Raw genomic sequence first — 19,450 nt, 5'->3', positions numbered from 1 at the left:
CTATAATCCGCGCCCCCGATGCCGGAGCACCGTGCATGCTTTCCTCGCTGACTGTCACCCTCGTCGAGGATGCTGTCACTACAGCCGTGATCCGCAGCGAGGCCGGGCAGATCGGTGAGATCCGCCCGTTGTCGACGCCCTGCGAATCAGGGCTGTACCTCGGTGAGCGGCGGCTGTTGTTGCGCAACGACCGGGGCGCGGATGCCGCGCGCGAAGGTCGCAGCCTGCTGCGCACGATCTACGAGGCCGCGCGTCTGAGCCGGCGCTATTCGCTGCACGAGGATGGACAGTGCCTGGCCCGGGTAAGCCGGGACTGGTCGCTTCGGGCGAACGATGACAGCGTGAAACTGACGCTGGAGGTGGCCGCCGTGGCGTTCGTCCTTCGTCCGCGCGGCAAGCTGGCGCCCCGGTCGGATCTGCTACTGGCGGGACACCGCGTCGCGGAAGTGTCGCAGCCCGTATTCACCCAGGGACACGCCACGATGAAGCCGGTACCGATGGATACCGCCATCGCCGCGTTTCTTCTTTTCGCGCTGGCGCAGATGCAGGGATGATTTTACGTACTGCAGGCTAAACAGCTACACCGACGGCATCCACTCGCGCACGCGGTCATGTCGACGCTACTACACGGGTAGCGAACCGCATTCGCCAAACCACGCGCCGTGCGCAGGCAGCTGCAACACGCCATCTGTCACCACACCATCGTCGAGGCCGTGATCGCCGCGGTGCCCTGTTATGTCGCCGCCGGGCAGTACGACAGACTGGCTCTGCGCCGACAGGTTGAACGCCACCAGCAGCGTCTGCTGCGCGCTGCGGCGATAGAACATGATCACGGGGGCTGGCGTGGGCACGAAGGTGATGGCCCCGGTGCGCAATGCCGGCTGGCCGGAGCGGAAGCGCAAGAAACGGCGAAGGCGCCGCAGCGTGGAGTCCGCACTGGCCAGTTGCCGCGCCACATTGCGTTCGCGGTGCGCTGCGGGAATCGGCAACCACGGTTGGGCCGCGGTGAAGCCGGCGTCTTCACTGTCATCCCACACCATGGGCGTGCGACAGCCGTCACGACCCTTGAACCGCGGCCAGAACGCCCTGCCATAGGGATCACGGATGGCCTCGTAGGGCAGCTCCGCCTCCGTCAGGCCCAGCTCTTCGCCCTGGTAGACGCAGACGGATCCACGCAGGGATGCGGCCAACGCCGTCAGCTGCGCGGCACGCGCGTGACTGGTGGCATCGCCGTGCCAGCGGCTGGCGACGCGTGCCACGTCGTGATTGGAGATCGCCCAGCATGGCCAGCCCTCGTCCATCTGCGCTTCGAGGCGTTCGACGGTGCTTCGGATATAGCCGGGCGATCCATCCTCGGTGAGCAGCTCGAAGCTGTAGCCCATGTGCAGACGGCCATGGCGGGTGTACTCGGCCATGGTGGCGATCGAATCCTCCGCGGAGATCTCGCCCAGGGTCACGGTGCCGGGAAACGCGTCCATCAGGGCGCGCAGTTCCGCCAGAAAAGCAATATTTTCCGTTTGCGTATTGTTATACCAGTGGTACTGGAACGCGTAGGGATTGTCCACGCCAAAGCCGCGGCCGCTGCGTTCGCTGGCCGGCTTGGGCGGATTGTCGCGCAGCAGCCGGTCGTGGAAGCAGAAGTTGATCGCATCCAGGCGCAGTCCGTCGACGCCGCGTTCCAGCCAGAAGCGCACGTTCTCGAGCGTGGCGCGTCGCACATCCGGGTGGTGGAAATTCAGGTCGGGCTGGGATGCCAGGAAATTGTGCAGGTAGTACTGGCCCCGCCGCGGCTCCCATTGCCATGCCACGCCCCCGAAGATCGACAGCCAGTTGTTCGGTGGCGAGCCATCCGCGCGTGCGTCGGCCCAGACGTACCAGTCGGCGCGCGGGTTGAGACGGTCCTCGCGGCTTTCCAGGAACCAGGGGTGTTCGGCAGAGGTATGGCTGAGCACCTGGTCGATGATGACTTTCAGTCCCAGCGCATGTGCCCGTTCGAGCAACGTGTCGAAATCGGCCAGCGTGCCGAAGAGTGGATCGACGGCGCGGTAGTCGGCGATGTCGTAGCCGAAGTCATGCATCGGCGATTTGAAGAACGGGGAAATCCAGATGGCGTCCACGCCGAGGCTTGCGACATAGTCCAGCCGTTGCGTGATGCCACGCAGGTCGCCCACGCCGTCGCCGTTGGCATCCTGGAAGCTGCGCGGATAGATCTGGTAGATGATGGCGCCGCGCCACCAGTCCGGCGAATTCATGGGCAGGGATTCAATACCTCGATGAGGCGCTGAGGATACCCGCAGGTCCGCCACCGCAAAGGTTTCTGAAATCGTATTCATGGCTCCGATCGGGGCGGCGGGCGTGGATTGGCCTTTCCGTCCGGCGCCACGAATTCATGGCAAACTACGCGTCATTTCGTACACGCAAGCAGGGGCCGCAAGGCAACCGCGAGCGCATCACAGCGGACGGTGGCGACGCCGTGGTATCCGTCCGGCGTCGGATTTTCAGGGGGATGGCGTGAAGGATCGGGGGAAAGGGCGTGGACGCCCGGGCGGGGCGCGACGCCGCGCTCGTGGTGGAAGCGTGGTGGTCGTGATCTGCAGCTTGCTGCCCGTGGCGCACGCGGCGGACAAGGCGGGTTCAGCAGCGCCGAAGCCGGCCGAGGCCACGCCGCTGGGCGCAATCGGAGTAAAGGCGCCGACGCGCCTGCAGATGCGCAAGGTGGATTCGACCCGTCGTGTCGTCGTATCGCGCGATGACATTGCCAGGTACGGCGACAACACCCTGCTGGATGTACTGCGACGCCAGCCGGGCATCACGGTCACTGCCAATGGCGTGCGGCTTCGGGGACTGGGCGGGCGCTATACGCAGATCCTGCTCGACGGCAATCCGACGCCGCCGGACTTTGCCCTCGAGTCGATTGCGCCGGACCTGATCGAACGCATCGAGATTCTTCCCGCGGCCGTTGCCGAGTACAGCACGCGGGCCGTCGCGGGCACGATCAATATCGTGCTACGCCGGCAATTGCGCAGCAGCGAGCAGACCTTGAAGGTCGGCCTGGGCCAGGACAGTGGCCCCTGGTATCCGGACCTGACGCTGGCGATAGCGGACAAATACGAGGACTTCTCCTACAGCGTGACCGGCACCGCCCTCAAGACACGCAATCAGCCGGAGGGCTGGCGCATCGATCGTGCCTGGGACAAGACGGGAAAACCGACCCGGCTGCGCCACACGCGCGACCGCATCGACAGCGACAGCCGACGGCTGAACCTTGCGCCCCGATTCACCTGGAAGCTGCCCGGTGGCGGTTCGGTCGCCTGGCAGACACTGCTCCAGCAAACCGACGACCTCTGGCAGCGCCAGATGCACGAGCAGACCCTGCAGGGCAGGCCGACGATGTACCCCGTCAACCAGCGCAACACGGACTCCGGCAGCCGCTCGACGCGCAGCGACGTGACCTGGACCCGACCGATCGGCGAAGGCGCCACGCTGGACGTCAATGCGGGATTCAACACCGCACACCGCGATACCCGTCTCAATTTCCTGGGCTACGATGCTTCTTCGCAGCTGTTGCTCGACCGAAACGTGATTTCCGGCGTCACGGACACGGGCACCTTCAGCACCGGCAAATATCGCCTCAGCCTGGGCGACCAGCACAATCTGGGAGCCGGATGGGATCTCGCCCGCACGCGCCGCACGGAAAGCCGGCTGCAGCACGACCGGAGCGGCGAGGGCGTTCTGCTCGACACGATCGACGAAGACTTCCGCGCGGACATGACCTGGCTTGCGTTCTACGGCCAGGATGAATGGCAGATCACGCCCGACTGGCAGTCCTATCTCGGCCTGCGCTGGGAAGGATGGCGATCGGCAGTGTCCGGCCGCACCATCGAAACCACCCGCCGTCATGCCGATGTGCTCAGCCCGATCGGCCAGCTGGTCTGGAAACGGCCGGGCAATGACACGGACCAGGTCCGCATCGGCGTCGCGCGCACGTACACGACGCCGCAGCCGCGCAATCTGGTCCCGCGGCGCTATCCGTCCAACAATAACAATGGCCCGGCCAATCCCGACGAAGAGGGCAACCCGGCCCTGCGGCCGGAAAAGGCGTGGGGCCTGGATGTTGCCTACGAGCACTACATCGGTGACGACGGGCTGTGGAGCATCAGCGGCTACCTCCGGCGCATCGACGATGTCACGACGCATCCGGTATTCGAACGCGACGGGGTGTGGCTCACCATGCCCATCAACAGCGGCAGCGCGCGCACGCGCGGTGTGACGGTCGAGGTGAAGATCCCGTTGCGGCATTGGTGGCCCGCTGGCCCGGAGATCGCCCTGCGGGGCAACGCCACGCGCAACTGGTCGACGGTCGACGCCTTGCCGCCGCCCTACAACCGCCTGACGTCGCAGACGCCGGTGAGCGGCAGCGTGGGTTTCGACTGGCGTGCGACAGCGGCGTTTTCAGTCGGTGCGGACTTCAGCATCGAAGGCAGCCAGTTCAGCTACACCGACCTGGCGGTGAGCCGGCGTACGCGACTGAAGCGACGTCTGGATATCTACGCGCTGTGGAAATCGGATGAACGTACCCAATGGCGCCTCGCGCTATCGGATGTGCTGCAACAGCCCGAGAGCATCACCACCTGGCACCAGGACGCCCGGGCCACGCGCTCGCAGGAAGAACTGAGCGATGGCAGCAGCGGCATCAGGCTCAGCTTCGAACGAAAACTCTGACATCCGCGTTCCGCGGGCTCTGTGAAAACGTATTCAGCCCCTGCCGTCACGGCGGGGCAGAGGGCTGCGCGTCGTCGCGGCGCAGCACGCCCCCGGCGACAGCGGACGACGGTGTTCGCCCGTTGCGATGTTGCAGTCGCACATGGCGACAAATTCACCACGATGGCCGATGGCACGCATGAATACGTATGCAAATCCCTGTGCGACCGGGATTTCCGGCCTTAGCATCCCGCCCCGACTGCGATGTCATCCGGGAGAGAAGCATGCAACTGAAGCGAAACCTGCTGAGTCTTGCGCTGGCAGCGGCAGGTTACGGCGTGGCCGGAATGGCGTGCGCGGCGGACGTGTCGACCACGGCGGCTGACGCGGCCGAAGCGGCAGACACGCAGGTGCTCGAAAGCGTGAATGTCACGGCGAACCGCCGCGTGCAGAGCATCCAGGAGTACGCCGGTACGATCCAGAGCTTCACGGGCGAGGATATCGAACGTCTGGGCGTCAACACGGATTTCACCAATCTCCAGGCGGTCGTGCCTGGCCTGCAGATCACGCGCCAGGAAGGCAAGTACGAGATCTTCCTGCGTGGCATTGGCGCGGCCGACTCGGATTTCTCCTCTGATCCGTCTATCGCGACGTACTACAACGGTATCTACCTGCCGCGCCCGCGTTCGATCGGGCCGATGTTCTTCGACGTGGAACGCATCGAAGTGAACAAGGGGCCCCAGGGCACCGTGCGTGGACGCAACGCCACCGGCGGCTCGATCAACATCATTCCGAACCTGCCGGAACTCGGCCAGTTCGGCGGCAGCGTGAAGATCGGATTTGGCGACTACAACGCGCAGACGCAGGAAGGCGTCGTCAACCTGCCGCTGGGCGAAACGCTGGCCGTGCGCGCCGCCCTGTACTCGGACAAGCACGATTCGTACTACACCAACGGTTATCCATCGCATTTTGAACCACCGGGTGCGATCGACAACCAGGCGGCGCGGGTGTCCGTGCTGTGGCAGCCCACTGAGTCCTTCTCCGCCAACCTGATGGTTGATCGCGTCGAAGAGAACGGCAGCGGAGACCCGGGCGTCTTCGCCAACCGTGCGCTGGCGGCAGGCTATGACATCGACGATCTGGATGACCCGTACCGGCAGTATTTCCGGACGGAAGGCCTGACGGCGAACGACATCAAGGGCGTGGCCGGAACCCTGACCTGGTCCTTCGACCGGTTCTCGGTCGAGTACAACGGCTCCTGGCGCGAATACGATTTCTACAACCGCAATGCGTCGCGCGAATGGCAGCTGGGCTTCGTCTATCCCGGATCCGAACGCGAGGCGTATCACAATCCCGAACGGCTGGCCTGGTACGACACGTTCTACCAGGCCGAGAAATCCAGCTCCAGCATCAATGAGCTGCGATTCTTCGGCGAAACCGACCGGTTGATCTGGTCGGCGGGCGGCTTCTTCTTCGGCGAGAAGTTCGACTATCTGTCGTGGGACGTGGGCAATGGCTATTTCGGCGATTGCGACTGGTATCGACCCGGCACCATCTGCGGCTGGCAGGATGGACTGGGTGGTGAAAATCGCGGCGACGATTCGCGCGTGAGGTCCAATGCGGCCTACGGCGACTTCACGTTCAAGTGGAACGATGACCTGCGCTTCATCGGCGGCCTGCGCTACACGGACGACAAGAAGACAGCGCGCGAATCCAACATGAAGTACCAGTTCGTGATCCCCGAGGAACTGTTCGCGCAGTTCGGGCTGGATCCGAATCTCACGACCAATCCCTATACGACGGGGCTGATCCTTGGTTCATCCGGATTCCAGCTGCGTGATCCGGGTGGCCGGCTGCTCAATGATCCGCGCATCTGCTCGGGCTGGAGCCCCGCTGCGTTGACCTGCAATGGCGGCAGCAACCATTCCATCGACTACTTCCTCGACGGCATCGCGCGCTTCGGCACCCAGGACAACTGGGATGACTTCCTGGCGCGCTACCGCGACCAGATCGAGCTGATCATCCGGTCCGACTATCCCGACGGCAGAAGTGCGAATGTGTATAAAGATAACTTCGTCGACTGGCGTGCCGGGTTCGAGTACGACATCGCCGACCGTTCCATGCTCTACGGCACGATCTCCACAGGTACGCGTTCGGGCGGCATCAATCGTCCGCTGGTACTGGGCGACGGTACCGTCCTGGCGCGCACCTGGAAACCGGAGGAGCTGCTGGTCTACGAGGTCGGCAGCAAGAACGATTTCAACTGGAACGGCCGCCCGGTACGCCTGAATGGTTCGCTGTTCTATTACGACTATCAGAACAAGGTCGTGCAGAACCTGATCGCGATTCCGAGCCCCACGCCGACGAACCCGGCGGCGACCACACTGCAGGTCTTCAGCGACAACGCGGCGAACGCGGAGGTGCTCGGCCTTGAAATCGAGGCCGGTATCAAGCTGGCGCATGGCTTTGACGTATCGCTCAACTACAACTACCTCGACAGCCAGTTCAAGGATTCCTCGATTCTCGACACGCGTGCCGGCGGCCAGAACCTCATCGTGCCGATCGGAGGCAACCGCCTGCCCAATACCTCCACGCACAACGTGAATCTGGTGCTGAGCCAGATCATCGACGTGGAGTGGGGCGCCGTGCACAGCATCGACTGGACGATGAACATGCTGTATCGCTCGGACTATTACCTCACGGCCTTCAACAACCGCGGTTTCGGTCGCGATGCCAACGGCCAGGTGATCGAGATTCCGCTGGCGCAGATGCCGGTGAACAACGGTTCGAATCCGGCGCAGATCGGCCCGGCGGCCAATGGACTGGCCCTTTCCGATCGCGTCGACGCCTTTGCGGTATTCAACCTTTCCGCGGGCATGACGATGGGCGATGACGACCAGTTCCGGCTGTCCGCCTACATTGCCAACGTGACCGACAAGGCCTATTCCGGCAAGGGCTTTATCAACGATTCGGTCAACCTGCGCTATCTCAACACGCCGCGGACTTACGGCCTGCAGTTCGCCGCGAAGTTCTGATCGCTGGCCGGCGGCCGCCCTTGCGCGGCCGCCGGCACCGCCGCAAGCTGCAATCCTTGCCGCACCACGAACAGACGCCGCAGCACGCCGCCCGCCCAGGAGGAAGCCGGTCATGGAGCAGAACCCCGCGTCGACGCGGATACAGCGCCCGTCGCTGACGTTCTGGCAGATCTGGAACATGTGTTTCGGATTCCTGGGGATCCAGTTCGGTTTTGCGTTGCAGAACGCCAATGTCAGCCGGATCTTCCAGACCCTCGGTGCCTCCATCGACGATGTGCCAGCCCTGTGGATCGCCGCGCCGCTGACCGGCCTGCTGGTACAGCCGGTGATCGGCTACTTTTCCGACCGCACCTGGACACGGCTGGGCCGCCGGCGTCCCTACTTTCTGGCTGGCGCCCTGGTCGCCTCCCTGGCCCTGATCGCGATGCCCAACTCGCCCACGCTGTGGGTCGCGGCTGGCTTGCTCTGGGTACTCGACGCAGCCATCAATGTTGCGATGGAACCGTTCCGTGCCTTCGTCGGCGACCAGATGCCCCCGGCGCAGCGTGCAGCGGGCTTTTCCATGCAGAGTTTCTTCATCGGCGCGGGCGCCGTCGTCGCCAGTGCCCTGCCATGGTTCCTGGCCCATGCCGGAGTGGCCAACACGGCGCCGGCGGGCGTCGTTCCGGATGCGGTGCGCTACGCCTTTTATCTCGGCGCCGCCGTGCTCGTGGGTGCCGTCGGCTGGACTGTGCTGCGGACGCGCGAGGCGACGCCCGAGGCGCTGGACGCGAGTGACCCGGTGCTGCCCGCGTCACTGTCGCGACCGGCATCGACCTTGCCGCGCGCCTGGCCGTGGCTGCTGTCAGGGGCCGCGACGTGCACGGCGGTGTACCGTTTTGGACTGGATCGCCAGCTCTATTTGCTGGGCGCCGGCCTGTTGCTGTACGGCGCGCTGGTCGGCGTCCTGGCGCGCCGCCGTTCGTCCGGCATGGTCGCAACCATCCTGGCGGACCTGCGCGACATGCCCGACATCATGCGCCGCCTCGCGGTGGTGCAGTTCTTTTCCTGGTTTGCCCTGTTCGCCATGTGGATCTACACCACCGCCGCCGTTGCGCAGGTGCACTTCGGAGCGACGGACGCGCGGTCGCCGGCATACAACGAGGGTGCCAATTGGGTGGGCGTGCTGTTCGCCGCCTACAACGGCTTTGCGATGCTGGCGGCGATGGCCATTCCCCCGCTGGCCCGGCGGATCGGTGCGCGCGGCGCTCATGCGGTCAATCTGCTGGTGGGTGCGGCATCGTTCCTGTCGATCGGACTGATTCCCGAGCCAACCTGGCTGCTGGTACCGATGATGGGCATCGGCGTGGCCTGGGCTTCGATCCTGTCGCTGCCCTACGCACTACTGTCCGATCACCTGCCGGCGCGGAAGATGGGCGTGTACATGGGAATCTTCAATTTCTTTATTGTGATACCGCAGCTGGTGGCCGCCACCGTGCTGGGGTTTGCCCTCAAGAGCCTGTTCGGCGGCGCGCCGATCCACGCGCTGACGCTGGGCGGTGTCAGCCTGGTGGTGGCGGCTTTGAGCATGCTGCGGATTGGCGCGACGCGAAGGGAGACGATGGCCCATGGCCTGGCGCACTAGCCGGCGATTGCCCCTGGTCGTGGCCGGCCTGCTCGCCGGGTGCGCCGCCGCACCGGTATCCCGTGACGTCTATGTCGGCACGGATGAACCGTTTGCGGCGAACGCCGTGTACTTCGTCGTGACTGACCGGTTCGTCAATGGCGACCCGGCCAATGATCACCGTGAACAGGGCGGCGTAAACCGCACGTTTGATATTCCCGTTTCCGGTCCGGACGGTGAATCGGACAACATCGGCTACCTCGGCGGTGACTTCAAGGGACTGGCCGATCACGCCGGCTATATCCGCGACATGGGATTTGGTGCCGTCTGGCTCACGCCCATCGTGGACAACCCGGACGAGGCCTTCACCGGCGGTGACCCCGTGCGCTGGGGCAGCTTCCTCACCGACCGGGGCAAGGCGGGATATCACGGCTACTGGGGCGTGAATTTCTATGCGCTTGACGAGCACCTGCCGAGCCCGGGGATGGATTTCCGTGCGCTGACGGCAGCCTTGCGCGACAACGGCCTCGTCACGGTGCTGGACATCGTCGCCAATCACGGCTCGCCGTCGTACACGATGCCGACAGACCAGCCCAAGTTCGGCGAAATCTACGATGCATCCGGGCAACTGGTCGCCGATCACCAGAACCTGCCGCCCGAACAACTCGATCCGCGCCAGCCGTTGCATCGCTTTTTCCACGCCGAGCGTGACCTGGTGCAGTTATCCAACTTCGACGATTCCTCGCCCGTGGTACTCGACTACCTGGTCGGTGCGTACCTGAAGTGGATCGACGAGGGCGCCGGAGCGTTCCGCATCGACACGGTGCGGCACATGCCGCCGGCGTTCTGGCAGGCGTTCTCGAACCGGATCCGCGAACGGCATCCGGGATTCTTCCTGTTTGGCGAGGTGTTCGATTCGAAGGCCGAGGCTATTGCGGCGTACACGCATCCGGAAGGCGGGGCGATGTCGGTACTGGACTTCCCGCTCAAGGACCGCCTGGTCGAGGTGTTTGGAAAGGGCCGTGGTTTCGAGATCCTGGCGCCGGCGCTGCACCTGGAGGATGCGGTCTACCGCAATCCCTACGAACTGATGACCTTCTACGACAACCACGACATGGCGCGCCTGGACGCCACGGACGAGGGCTTCATTGATGCGCACCACTGGTTGTTCACGGCGCGCGGCATTCCGGTGATCTACTACGGTTCGGAGATCGGCTTCATGCGCGGCCGGCCCGAACACGCGGGCAATCGCAACTACTTCGGGAAAGCGCGCATCGCGGAAGCGGTGCGACACCCCATCCAGCAGCAGCTTTCCCGCATCGGCGCCGTGCGCCGGGAGCTGCCGGCGCTACAGAAAGGGTTGCAGGTCACTCTGGAACTTGCCGGCGACCGCGCGGCGTTCTATCGCGTCTACCAGCAGGGCGGCACCGCACAGATCGCGCTGGTGCTGTTGAACAAGGGCGATGCGGCGGCGGCCTTCCGGGTGTCCGAGGCGTTGGAGCCAGGGCAATGGCGGGACGTCCTGGGGGCGGCGACGCAGCAGGTGGACGCAGGCGAAGCGTTGCAGGCCACGGTGCCCGCCCACGGGGTCGCGGTGTTCGTGCACGACGGGCCGGTCACGCAGCCGGATCTGGTGGCCCGTCTTCGGCCGCTCGACCGGTTCCGCAGGAACGGCGGATGACCAGCTGCGCCGGCAGTACCTGGTTGTGCACGGTTTCCCCGCGGATCTGGCGCAGCAGAGTATCCACCAGCATTTCACCGGCGATCTTCGTGTCCTGCAGCAGCGTGGTCAGCGGTGGGCTGGCCAGGCGGGCCAGGGGGATGTCGTCGAAGCCGACAACGGCGATCTCGTCGGGTACGCGGCGGCCCCGTTCGCCCAGCGCACGCATGGCGCCGATCGCCAGCAGGTCACTGGCCGCGAAGATCGCATCGAAGGCCGTCCCGGCATCGAGCAAGCCCAGCGTCGCCGTGTAGCCGACCTCTTCGGTCGAGTCGGCGGCATCGATCTGGAGGGCCTGGTCGGATGTCTGCCCCGCCGCTGCCAGCGCGGCGCAATGGCCACGATACCGGTCGAGAAACTCTGGACAATGGGGTGATGCATCGCCGAGGAAAGCAATGCGACGGCGTCCCAGCCGCAGCAGATGCTCCGTGATCGCCCGGCCTCCCCCGGCGTTGTCGCAGCCGATCGCGATGCCGGGCTGGCCGTCATCCACCGCGCCCCAGCGCACAAACGGCGTGCCCTGTTCCTCCAGGCGTTCCAGCTTGCCGCGGGAGGCCAGGTAGTCGCCGTAACCGAGCAGGATCAGCCCGTCTGCCTTGTGGCTGTCGTGGTAGTCCGCATGCCAGTCGTGGGAAAGCTGCTGGAAAGAAATCAGCAGGTCATGCCCCTGGCGTGCGCTGGCGCGGGTGATGGCGCCGAGCATCGACAAAAAGAAGGGGTTGATCAGCGAGCCGTCGGAGGTGGGATCTTCGAACAGCAGCAGCGCCAGGGTGCCGGAGCGCTGCCGGCGCAGGTTCGATGCGTTCTTGTCGACCGTGTAATGCAGCTCTCGCGCTATGGCTTCGATACGCCGGCGGGTTTCCTCATTCACCAGTGGACTGCCACGCAGGGCGCGCGACACGGTTGCCTGCGATACACCGGCCCGGTACGCGATATCGAAGGAAGTGGCCTTGCCTTTCATACACCCCCGCCAGCTGATCCCCTATTCTGCGGGGCAGACCGGCGCCGGCGGAAGCACCGCGTGTCAGGGCAAGTCGATCGTCCGGTCAGGCAAGGCCAGCGCGGCCCCGAGCAGGCCTGGCGACGGGTGCACGACGACGTGGATGGCCACGTCCGCCAGATACGCCGCGAGCCGTCCCTTGGCCAGGAATCGCGCGTGGAAGGGGCTCTGGCGCAGAAATTCCACGAAACGGGGCACGATGCCGCCTGCAATCACCAGGGTGCGGGCGCCCTGCAGCAGCACCGCGTCGCCGGCCGCGCTGCCGAGGATGGCGCAGAATCGCTGTAGTGTTTTCGCCGAGTCCGGATCGCCCGCCAGGGCAGCGGCGACGATCCGGGCGGGATCGGTAAGGTCCGCATCGCCGCGCAGGGCCGCATGGACCTGCGACAAGCCGTTTCCACAGAGGATGCGCTCGTTGGAAACCCGCCCGACGCGTTCGGACAGCCAGGCCGCGATGCGCCGGTCCTCCTCGTCGATGGGGGCAAAGCCGGCGTGGCCGCCTTCGGTTTCCACCACGGCCCAGCCTTGCGCGCTGCTGCCGACCAACTGGGCGACGCCGAGCCCTGTTCCAGGCCCCAGCACCGTCACCGGCCCCCGCAGCGGCGACAGCGTGCCGTGGAGCGTGACCACGTCGGACGGTGCCAGCTGCGGGACGGCGCGGGCGACGGCACCGAAATCGTTGAGGATCTCCAGTTGCTGCAAATGCAGCGAACGCTGCAATTGCCGCCGGTTGAACGACCAGGCGGAATTGGTGAACTGGATGTCGTCCTTGTCCGCCGGGCAGGCGACGGCGATCGCCGCGCGCGTGGGCTGCGCGCGCACCGACGCCAGGTAATGGCGGACGGCCGCCTCCAGGCTGTCAAATGCGGCACCCGGCAGCGACTGGACTTCCAAGAGAACACGCTTGCCTTGCTCTTGCCGGCTGAGCGCGAATCGCGCGTTCGTGCCGCCGATATCGGCGACCAGATCGCAGCCACCCTCGTTGTCCGGTTGAGATTTCGTCGACATTTCGTGAAAGAGTGAATGTGGCGCCGCGCAGCCACTGTCCACTTTAGCAGCCGTTGCATCGTCGCTGGCGCGATCGCTCATTGTCGGATCCACAAACGTGCCGAGCGCGGCGGCAGCTGGAAACGGAAGTCGGCCCGATCGATGGTCAGGCTGCTGCCCGTCACCACATCGCGATAGGGCGAGTGCCACCACAGCACGCTGTTGTGCATGGACACGGCGGCTTCCTGAGCCTGGCCGCACTTGTTGATGGCGACGATACCACGGCTGCCGCGCCGGAAAATCAGATGACACGCGCCGTGCGAAAGCACCTGCATGTCATGGCCCTGCAGCTGGTTGTGGAAACCGATCATGGCCGTGAGATCGGCGCGCCGGTACGCATCGACCCAGCGGTTGTCGCCGCTTTCGTTGTGGTCCGAATACACCAGCGGAACACCGCCGTCGCGGCCCAGCACATAGGCGTAGGCCAGCGTCTCGTCGGTGGGATCGAGCAACATGAAGCGGAAAATGCTGTTGTTCGGGATATCGTGCGTCACCGTGAACGTGATCGCCCGTGCGGGAAGCAGTGCCTGCCCGGTGGACAGGGGATCCACCAGTTCGCTCATTGACCCGGCAGGTGAAAAGGCACGGCGCAACGCACCGTGCAGCGGGAAATCATAGGCGCCGTGGTTCGTGTTCTGCAGGTACGGCTTCAGGAACAGCCGATACTCGTCGTTGCCTTCGCCGGCGGAAGTGATCACCTCGCCGAATACGTGCATGCCGCTGGTGACGTCCGTCGTGAAGATGCGGGCGATCTGCGTGGCGGACATGTGCTTGGCCGCATCAATGCGAAAGCCCGTCACGCCGAGCGCCTTCAATGCCTGCAGATACGCGCGCTGCTGGCTGACCACCCAGTCATTGTCGGTCAGATCCGGAAGACCGACGTCGCCGGCGCCCATGCACAGCCGCCAGTTCTGCACCTGGAAGGTGTTCGAGTAGTCGGCGATGCAGCGCGCCTCATGGAAATCCCACTGCGACAGGAAATTGAACCGCAGGTCGCCGAACAGCCGGTTCGCGCTGAAATAGGCGGGGTTGGCGCGATAGATATCCAGGATGCGGCGCCCCGGGTAATCCAGGTCGATGCGCGTCGCCGCCTCGTTCGCCATGTGGTTGAGCACGATATCCGCATAGACGCGGACCCCTTTCGCGCCAAGCTGGTCGATCATTGTGCGGAACGATTCGGTATTGCCCAGCGGATTGTCGATGACGCGATAGTCCTGCGGCTGGTAGCGCCCCCACCAGGCCGCGCCCTCCGAGCGCAGTGGCGGCGAGACCAGCACGATGCGATAGCCGTTGTCGCGGATGGTCTGCGCCTGCGTGCCGATATCGGCGTAGCGCCAGTTGAAGGCATGGAGCATGACATCGGCACGCGCCGACGGAACGCCCAGCACTACTCCGAGGAAAACGAGATAAACCAGACGCATGACGGCCCGGGCCGCCTTCGCTACGACGCGTTGCATGGCCTGCTCCCGCAGCACAGTGGATGCGCTGACGCAGCGTATGCCGTCAGGGCTGGCGAAGTGTAGAAATACGCATCGCCGGCCGATAGCGGATTGCAATCGTATTCATCCGCCGAGTGCGGGCCCTGTCGCACTAATCGAGTGCGATCGCGTAGCGGCGTCCGCTCAGGGTGAAGCCGCGGTTTTCGTAGAACCGGTGTGCGGCCTCGCGGTGCACGGCCGTGTTCACGGTGAGCCGTCGGGCACCCTGCGTCCTGGCCCAGTCCATTCCCGCCGATACCAGGGCCTGGCCCACACCGCTGCCGCGAACCCGGCTGTCAACGACGAGCAGGGTGAGTTGCGCGGCGGGTTCGTCATGATTGAGCGAATCGCGCACGTGGGCAGTGGCCACGCCGACGAGGTTTCCTGCCGTTTCGGCGACGAGAACGACGGCGCGAAGGTCCTGCCGGAGTCGTGTCATCCGGAGGGCGACTGAAGAAGGATCAGACGGATAGCCCAACTCGCCAAGCAGCGGTGCAAGTCCTTCGGCGTCATCCGGCGTGGCGGTTCGAATCATCATGCGGCATGGTCTCCGGCCCGGTGGAAAAGTCTGAGCGTGCAGGCGAATCCTGGCAAGCGGGAGACTTTGTCGGACCAACTCCGGAAACTTTTCGGCGCACTTGAGGATCACACGTGGCCGACTCCAGCCGGTGCGTACCTTGTGAGTGATTCACCGAAACGCATGCCGCTGCTGGAGCGCTTTTGCTCGCTCGTGCTGAGCATTGTTATCGCGGCCTTAGTACTGAACAGCATTGTCTGGCGTTGCGGTCCGTCACCGATAGCCACAACGCGCGCGCAACTGGCCAAGATCGCGATGACGCTGGAAGGCTGCGAGACCTCCGCCGGACGCCTGGGGTATTGGTCATGCGCCATCTATCGAGTGACAGAACCGGCGGCCCGAAGAAGCGGAATCAATCCGCTCCTTGATGCGTTTGATACGCCGATTCACTTCACGCCAGGCTTGGCCTGTCGCGGTGGAGCGACGATCGGCCTCTATTCCAATGGTCCGGATCGTACCGACAACTGTGGCGCGGGCGATGACATTGTTCTGCGGTAGAGATGGAAGCAAGACGCCATGCACTTCATGAAGCGCGGATCGTTTGCCGGACTTGCCAAGAGACCGTTCGAGTGGTCGCGCAGTGCGCGACGTTTACTTTTTACGGAGTGTACCTCCCGGGAACCGGCCGCGAGGACGATGGCGGATTCGACGATATCGCTCTCAACAGCCGGCCTGGGTGAAGGGTCATGACGCGATGGGCGGTTGCGCGGTGGATCTGCCTCGGGTTTGTCGTGTGGGTGTTGGCGCTGTCTGTTGCGATGCCAGCGTTGCGATGTCGAGGAATATCGGCCATGTCCAAGTCGATAGCGCGCGCTGAATTGGCAGACGCCACGCGGGCCGCGTGCGTAGCGCAGAACGCGGCCGAATGGCGCAGGTGGAGCTGCTTCTTCATCGCCTACTCAGGTATCGCTGACGGTAGCCGACCGCATTTCGAAAAACTCTACGACGGTTTTGGGTGGCCGTTGGTTCTGGCCCGCAGTCCTCACTGCCTGGCCCACGAGTTTACCGGCATCTATTCCGTCGGATGGAACAGGCGGGACAACTGCGGAATGGGAGATGATCTGACGCCATCCAAAAGGCGTAGGTTTCGCGAGCGCCGGTGATGTGTGCGGCCCCGTCGGGCCGTACCCGGTGTGCGCAATTGCGGGTGAAAAAAGGGCTTGCGACGAAGCGGCCTCCATCAGCGCCGCCACAGCAGATGCCAGTTCGGATCCTGTCTCGCCCGATATTCGGCATAGCGGTGAACGCGTTCAACAACTGCCGGATCGGATGAGGCAAACAGGGCGACATGTTCATCAGGTCCGCCGCCGTATTCCTGGCCATAGACCCAACCATGGTGGCGTACGAAGTCCAGCACCGTGGTCTTCTCCCTGCCGCGCTCTGGACACGCTGGCTAACGACGGACGACGGTAATCCATGGTGTCTTCGATATTGCCAGTTCCCGCGCTTGTGAATAGACGTATTCCGCCAGCTCCGATGTCCGTGCAAGGAAGATCGCCGTATGCTCGTCGGCGCCGCCGCCGTACTCCTGCCAGTACAGCCAACCAAACCGGTGCGCAAACGCGTCCGCACTAGACGGGTGGAAATGCATGGCTGTAGCGTTCAACAGCGCGACGGGGTCGGCATCGGCCGGCGCGCAGGCGCGGGCAATACCGTCGTGGTGCGACGTGCGCGACCACAGCTGGTCGAGCTGCTCACGCGAGGTGACGCGATAGGCCAGCTGGACGGAGCAGCGATCTGCGTGTTTTCGCACCGCCACGGCCTCGGTTGGCAAGTGCGCGGTGCGGGGGCGCCACCAGTGGTCGCAGCGGTCGAACTCGCAGGCCACCAGCACGCTGCCGTCGCGCTCGCCCTGTACCTGCCAGGCCATGCGTCCCTCTACGTCGTAGTCCAGGAAAAGGACTGTGCGGCCTCCTGCGTTCCATTCGTGGGCGCGCCGATAGCCAGGCATAAGCTCGGCGGGCCCGCTGGCATTCTGCAAGAGCGCGGACACGGTGGACCAGTCGCCGAAAGCGGCACTGTTCCGGCGTACATGGGCCATCAGAACCGCCTCGAAATCAGCCATCGCGTCAAAGGCGTACGCCCGGAACGTGTCGAGTGTCGATTCGGACATCGCGGCGACGCGTGCGGCCCGTCGCGAATGGCTGTCGGCGTTTGTGACGCCCGCGATGTGGCGAGCTTGCGCCAGCGCGCGGGCCTGATCGACGGCTCCGACCGTGTGGAGAATATCGAGCATGGCCTGCCATTCAGCAGATGACTTTTCCTGGATCAGGCGGGGAACGGTTTCGTCGGCACGAAAATAGTCGCACCCCAGGGCGGCCAGGAATGCCAGGGCCCGGCGCAACGCGCCTTCGGCGGCGCTCAGTTCGTTCTCCGGCAACGTTTTCAGGCGGGCGCCGGGAATTTCAGTCAGCAGGACGAGCGTGCTCTCGTCGGTGTCAGTCATCGCACCATTCCATGAGAGTGAAACGACGCGACGATCTGTATGAGTGAGAACGGCCGCGTGCGCGACGGTCACCGTAAAGGCCCGACCAGGCCAGTGGTGCCGCCGGGCAAGTGTCCCGGAAGGAGAGATTGGCGCGCCCGGAGGGATTCGAACCCCCGACCACCGCCTTCGGAGGGCGGTACTCTATCCAGCTGAGCTACGGGCGCGTATCGGGATTTGGCGCTAAGTGGGCGCCAGACCACGGGATCAGGTCGGGCGCAGATGGCCCGGACCGCCGCGCATCATAGCCGGGGCCATACCCGCTGGCCAAGCCCCAATCTTTCCCGACCCGGGGTCGGCCGTTATACTTGCCCGTCTTTTTCTCCGTGCCGGACGCTCTCCGGCCAGCCGCCGCTAGATCAAGGTGTTCCGTGAGCAGCCCGATTACCAAGACTGACCTCGAATTTCTCAAGCGCTTCTCCATGCTGATCGGCGTGCTGGCGCTCCTGGCCGCGGTATTTATCGCCATCGCCGTGTACATCTACGGCAAGAACCCGGCCGCGACCAACCCCAAGGCCCAGGAAGTCGTCGCGCAGCGGCTGGCGCCGGTGGGCGATTCCTACGCCGGTGAAACCGGCCGTGCGGCCATGCTCGCCGCCGAGGAAGCCCGCAAGAAGGCCGCGGCGGCCCAGGTTGCCTACGGTGGCACCACCGACGGCAAGACGATCTACGACAATCTCTGCGGCGCCTGCCATACGGCCGGTGTCAGCGGCGCGCCGAAGATGGGCGACAAGGCCGACTGGGGCCCGCGCATCGCCCAGGGTACGGATGTCGTGATCAAGCACGCCATCGAAGGCTATACCGGCACGAAGGGCATGATGCCGGCGCGCGGCGGCAACCCCTCGCTCAACGACGAGCAGGTCAAGGCCACCGTGCTCTGGATGATCGACCAGTCCAGGTAACGGTCTTCGCCGTCCCGATTCAGAACGCCGCCTTCGGGCGGCGTTTTCGTTTGGGTCGGGCAGGGCGGCCGTCGGGTCGGAGGGGAGGGACGATTCAACGGTTGGCACTGGTTTCCCGGGCCTCGGCCGGTGCGGCGGACTTCGATTGCCGGGCGAGCCAGTCGGCGGCGAAGGCGGTCAGTTCGGGGAAGAAGGCGTTGAAGGCGTCTTCGAGTGGCTGGTCGAGCGACTCCATCACCGGCATTGCCTGCGCCAGCGGCGTCGGCCGGGAGAAACGCCGCGCCATGCGCTGGTAGACCTCGCCGATGGCCGGGCGCTCCCGGTAGCCGGCCGGCAGCCCGTATTCGCGCATGAAGCGGATGAATCGCCACATGTCGGCCGGCAGGCGTTCGGCGTGGGTGTCGAAGAGGGCGTGCAGCTGGTCGCAATAGGCATCCAGCGGCCTGGCATCCCAGCGGGTGAAGTCGCGCGACAGCAGGTGGTCGAACCAGACATCCACCAGCATCCCCGAGAAGCGGCGGAAGGGTGGTTGGAACTGTGTGCGAAGATTCACAATGATTGGATGTGAATCTGTATAGCTGTCGACGGCGCGGTGCAGCCGCACGCCGTCGAGGACGGCGGGTGGAAGACTGGTCGGCAGGACGCCATGGACGAAATCGCCCATGACGCTGCCGATGACGTGATCCGGATTGGCGCCGGCGATCAATGCATGGGCGAGCAGGTTCATGCCGGCAGCCTACCGCAACCCCGCGGCGCGCGACGGGAATCCCGGGTGCGGGCCGACCGAGCCAGAGCGCTCGAATCATCCACAAGACGCCATCAATCACCCGATCGACCCCGTCGTGCCAACACGGTGGACGCGGTGTCCGGTCCGCCGTGACGAAACGGATTTGGGTGCGGCC

At 64.8% G+C, this 19,450-nt stretch carries 15 protein-coding genes and 1 tRNA gene; 7 read left to right on the top strand and 9 right to left on the bottom strand.

Going from position 1 to position 19,450, the window contains the following annotated elements; genetic code table 11:
- The first annotated feature begins 35 nt into the window (after positions 1-35).
- Positions 36-554 (top strand): hypothetical protein, encoded by a 519-nt coding sequence (locus N4264_RS00265; RefSeq protein ID WP_261695083.1) that lies wholly within the window; start codon positions 36-38, stop codon positions 552-554.
- A gap of 69 nt (positions 555-623) precedes the next feature.
- On the opposite strand, the gene N4264_RS00260 is transcribed toward N4264_RS00265, so the two are convergent.
- Positions 624-2,252 (bottom strand): alpha-glucosidase, encoded by a 1,629-nt coding sequence (locus N4264_RS00260; RefSeq protein ID WP_261697708.1) that lies wholly within the window; start codon positions 2,250-2,252, stop codon positions 624-626.
- Between the two features lie 334 nt (positions 2,253-2,586).
- Between N4264_RS00260 and N4264_RS00255 the strand changes: the two genes are divergently transcribed.
- The 4 genes from N4264_RS00255 to N4264_RS00240 all read left to right on the top strand — a co-directional run bounded on the left by N4264_RS00255 (position 2,587) and on the right by N4264_RS00240 (position 11,020).
- On the top strand, positions 2,587-4,722 hold the full coding sequence (locus N4264_RS00255; protein WP_261695082.1) for a TonB-dependent receptor plug domain-containing protein: 2,136 nt from the start codon (positions 2,587-2,589) through the stop codon (positions 4,720-4,722).
- 263 nt (positions 4,723-4,985) lie between these two features.
- On the top strand, positions 4,986-7,736 hold the full coding sequence (locus N4264_RS00250; RefSeq protein ID WP_261695081.1) for a TonB-dependent receptor: 2,751 nt from the start codon (positions 4,986-4,988) through the stop codon (positions 7,734-7,736).
- Between the two features lie 112 nt (positions 7,737-7,848).
- Positions 7,849-9,360, top strand: coding sequence for an MFS transporter (locus tag N4264_RS00245; protein ID WP_261695080.1), 1,512 nt, complete (start codon positions 7,849-7,851; stop codon positions 9,358-9,360).
- The gene (locus N4264_RS00240) at positions 9,344-11,020 is read left to right on the top strand and encodes an alpha-amylase family glycosyl hydrolase (protein WP_261695079.1); all 1,677 of its coding nucleotides are present in this window, start codon (positions 9,344-9,346) and stop codon (positions 11,018-11,020) included. The genes N4264_RS00245 and N4264_RS00240 overlap by 17 nt, the downstream gene beginning before the upstream one ends.
- Here the strand turns inward: N4264_RS00240 and N4264_RS00235 are convergent.
- From N4264_RS00235 to N4264_RS00220, 4 genes are all read right to left on the bottom strand, one after another.
- The gene (locus N4264_RS00235) at positions 10,956-12,020 is read right to left on the bottom strand and encodes a LacI family DNA-binding transcriptional regulator (RefSeq protein WP_261695078.1); all 1,065 of its coding nucleotides are present in this window, start codon (positions 12,018-12,020) and stop codon (positions 10,956-10,958) included. The two genes, N4264_RS00240 and N4264_RS00235, sit on opposite strands and share 65 nt — an antisense overlap.
- A gap of 63 nt (positions 12,021-12,083) precedes the next feature.
- Positions 12,084-13,067, bottom strand: coding sequence for a glucokinase (gene glk / locus N4264_RS00230; protein ID WP_261695077.1), 984 nt, complete (start codon positions 13,065-13,067; stop codon positions 12,084-12,086).
- Between the two features lie 77 nt (positions 13,068-13,144).
- On the bottom strand, positions 13,145-14,563 hold the full coding sequence (locus tag N4264_RS00225; protein WP_261695076.1) for an alpha-amylase family protein: 1,419 nt from the start codon (positions 14,561-14,563) through the stop codon (positions 13,145-13,147).
- Between the two features lie 133 nt (positions 14,564-14,696).
- Positions 14,697-15,122 carry a GNAT family N-acetyltransferase gene (locus tag N4264_RS00220; protein ID WP_261695075.1) on the bottom strand — a complete coding sequence of 142 codons (426 nt, stop codon included), beginning with the start codon at positions 15,120-15,122 and terminating at the stop codon, positions 14,697-14,699.
- A 162-nt stretch (positions 15,123-15,284) separates the two neighbouring features.
- Between N4264_RS00220 and N4264_RS00215 the strand changes: the two genes are divergently transcribed.
- On the top strand, positions 15,285-15,659 hold the full coding sequence (locus N4264_RS00215) for a hypothetical protein (RefSeq protein ID WP_261695074.1): 375 nt from the start codon (positions 15,285-15,287) through the stop codon (positions 15,657-15,659).
- Between the two features lie 682 nt (positions 15,660-16,341).
- On the opposite strand, the gene N4264_RS00210 is transcribed toward N4264_RS00215, so the two are convergent.
- From N4264_RS00210 to N4264_RS00200, 3 genes are all read right to left on the bottom strand, one after another.
- Positions 16,342-16,518: a hypothetical protein gene (locus N4264_RS00210; RefSeq protein ID WP_261695073.1), complete on the bottom strand. Its 177-nt coding sequence runs from the start codon at positions 16,516-16,518 to the stop codon at positions 16,342-16,344.
- Positions 16,519-16,554: 36 nt separating this feature from the next.
- On the bottom strand, positions 16,555-17,607 hold the full coding sequence (locus N4264_RS00205; protein WP_261695072.1) for a hypothetical protein: 1,053 nt from the start codon (positions 17,605-17,607) through the stop codon (positions 16,555-16,557).
- A gap of 129 nt (positions 17,608-17,736) precedes the next feature.
- Positions 17,737-17,813 (bottom strand) — tRNA-Arg (locus N4264_RS00200).
- A 216-nt stretch (positions 17,814-18,029) separates the two neighbouring features.
- Here N4264_RS00200 and N4264_RS00195 point away from each other — a divergent pair.
- Complete coding sequence (locus N4264_RS00195) at positions 18,030-18,548, top strand: c-type cytochrome (RefSeq protein ID WP_261697707.1); 519 nt, start codon at positions 18,030-18,032, stop codon at positions 18,546-18,548.
- Positions 18,549-18,642: 94 nt separating this feature from the next.
- Here N4264_RS00195 and N4264_RS00190 read toward each other — a convergent pair whose 3' ends face one another.
- The gene (locus N4264_RS00190; RefSeq protein WP_261695071.1) at positions 18,643-19,275 is read right to left on the bottom strand and encodes an acyl carrier protein phosphodiesterase; all 633 of its coding nucleotides are present in this window, start codon (positions 19,273-19,275) and stop codon (positions 18,643-18,645) included.
- Between the last annotated feature and the right edge of the window lie 175 nt (positions 19,276-19,450).

Source organism: Tahibacter amnicola, from assembly GCF_025398735.1.
GTDB lineage: Bacteria > Pseudomonadota > Gammaproteobacteria > Xanthomonadales > Rhodanobacteraceae > Tahibacter > Tahibacter amnicola.
This window is presented reverse-complemented; position numbering and strand designations above follow the sequence as displayed.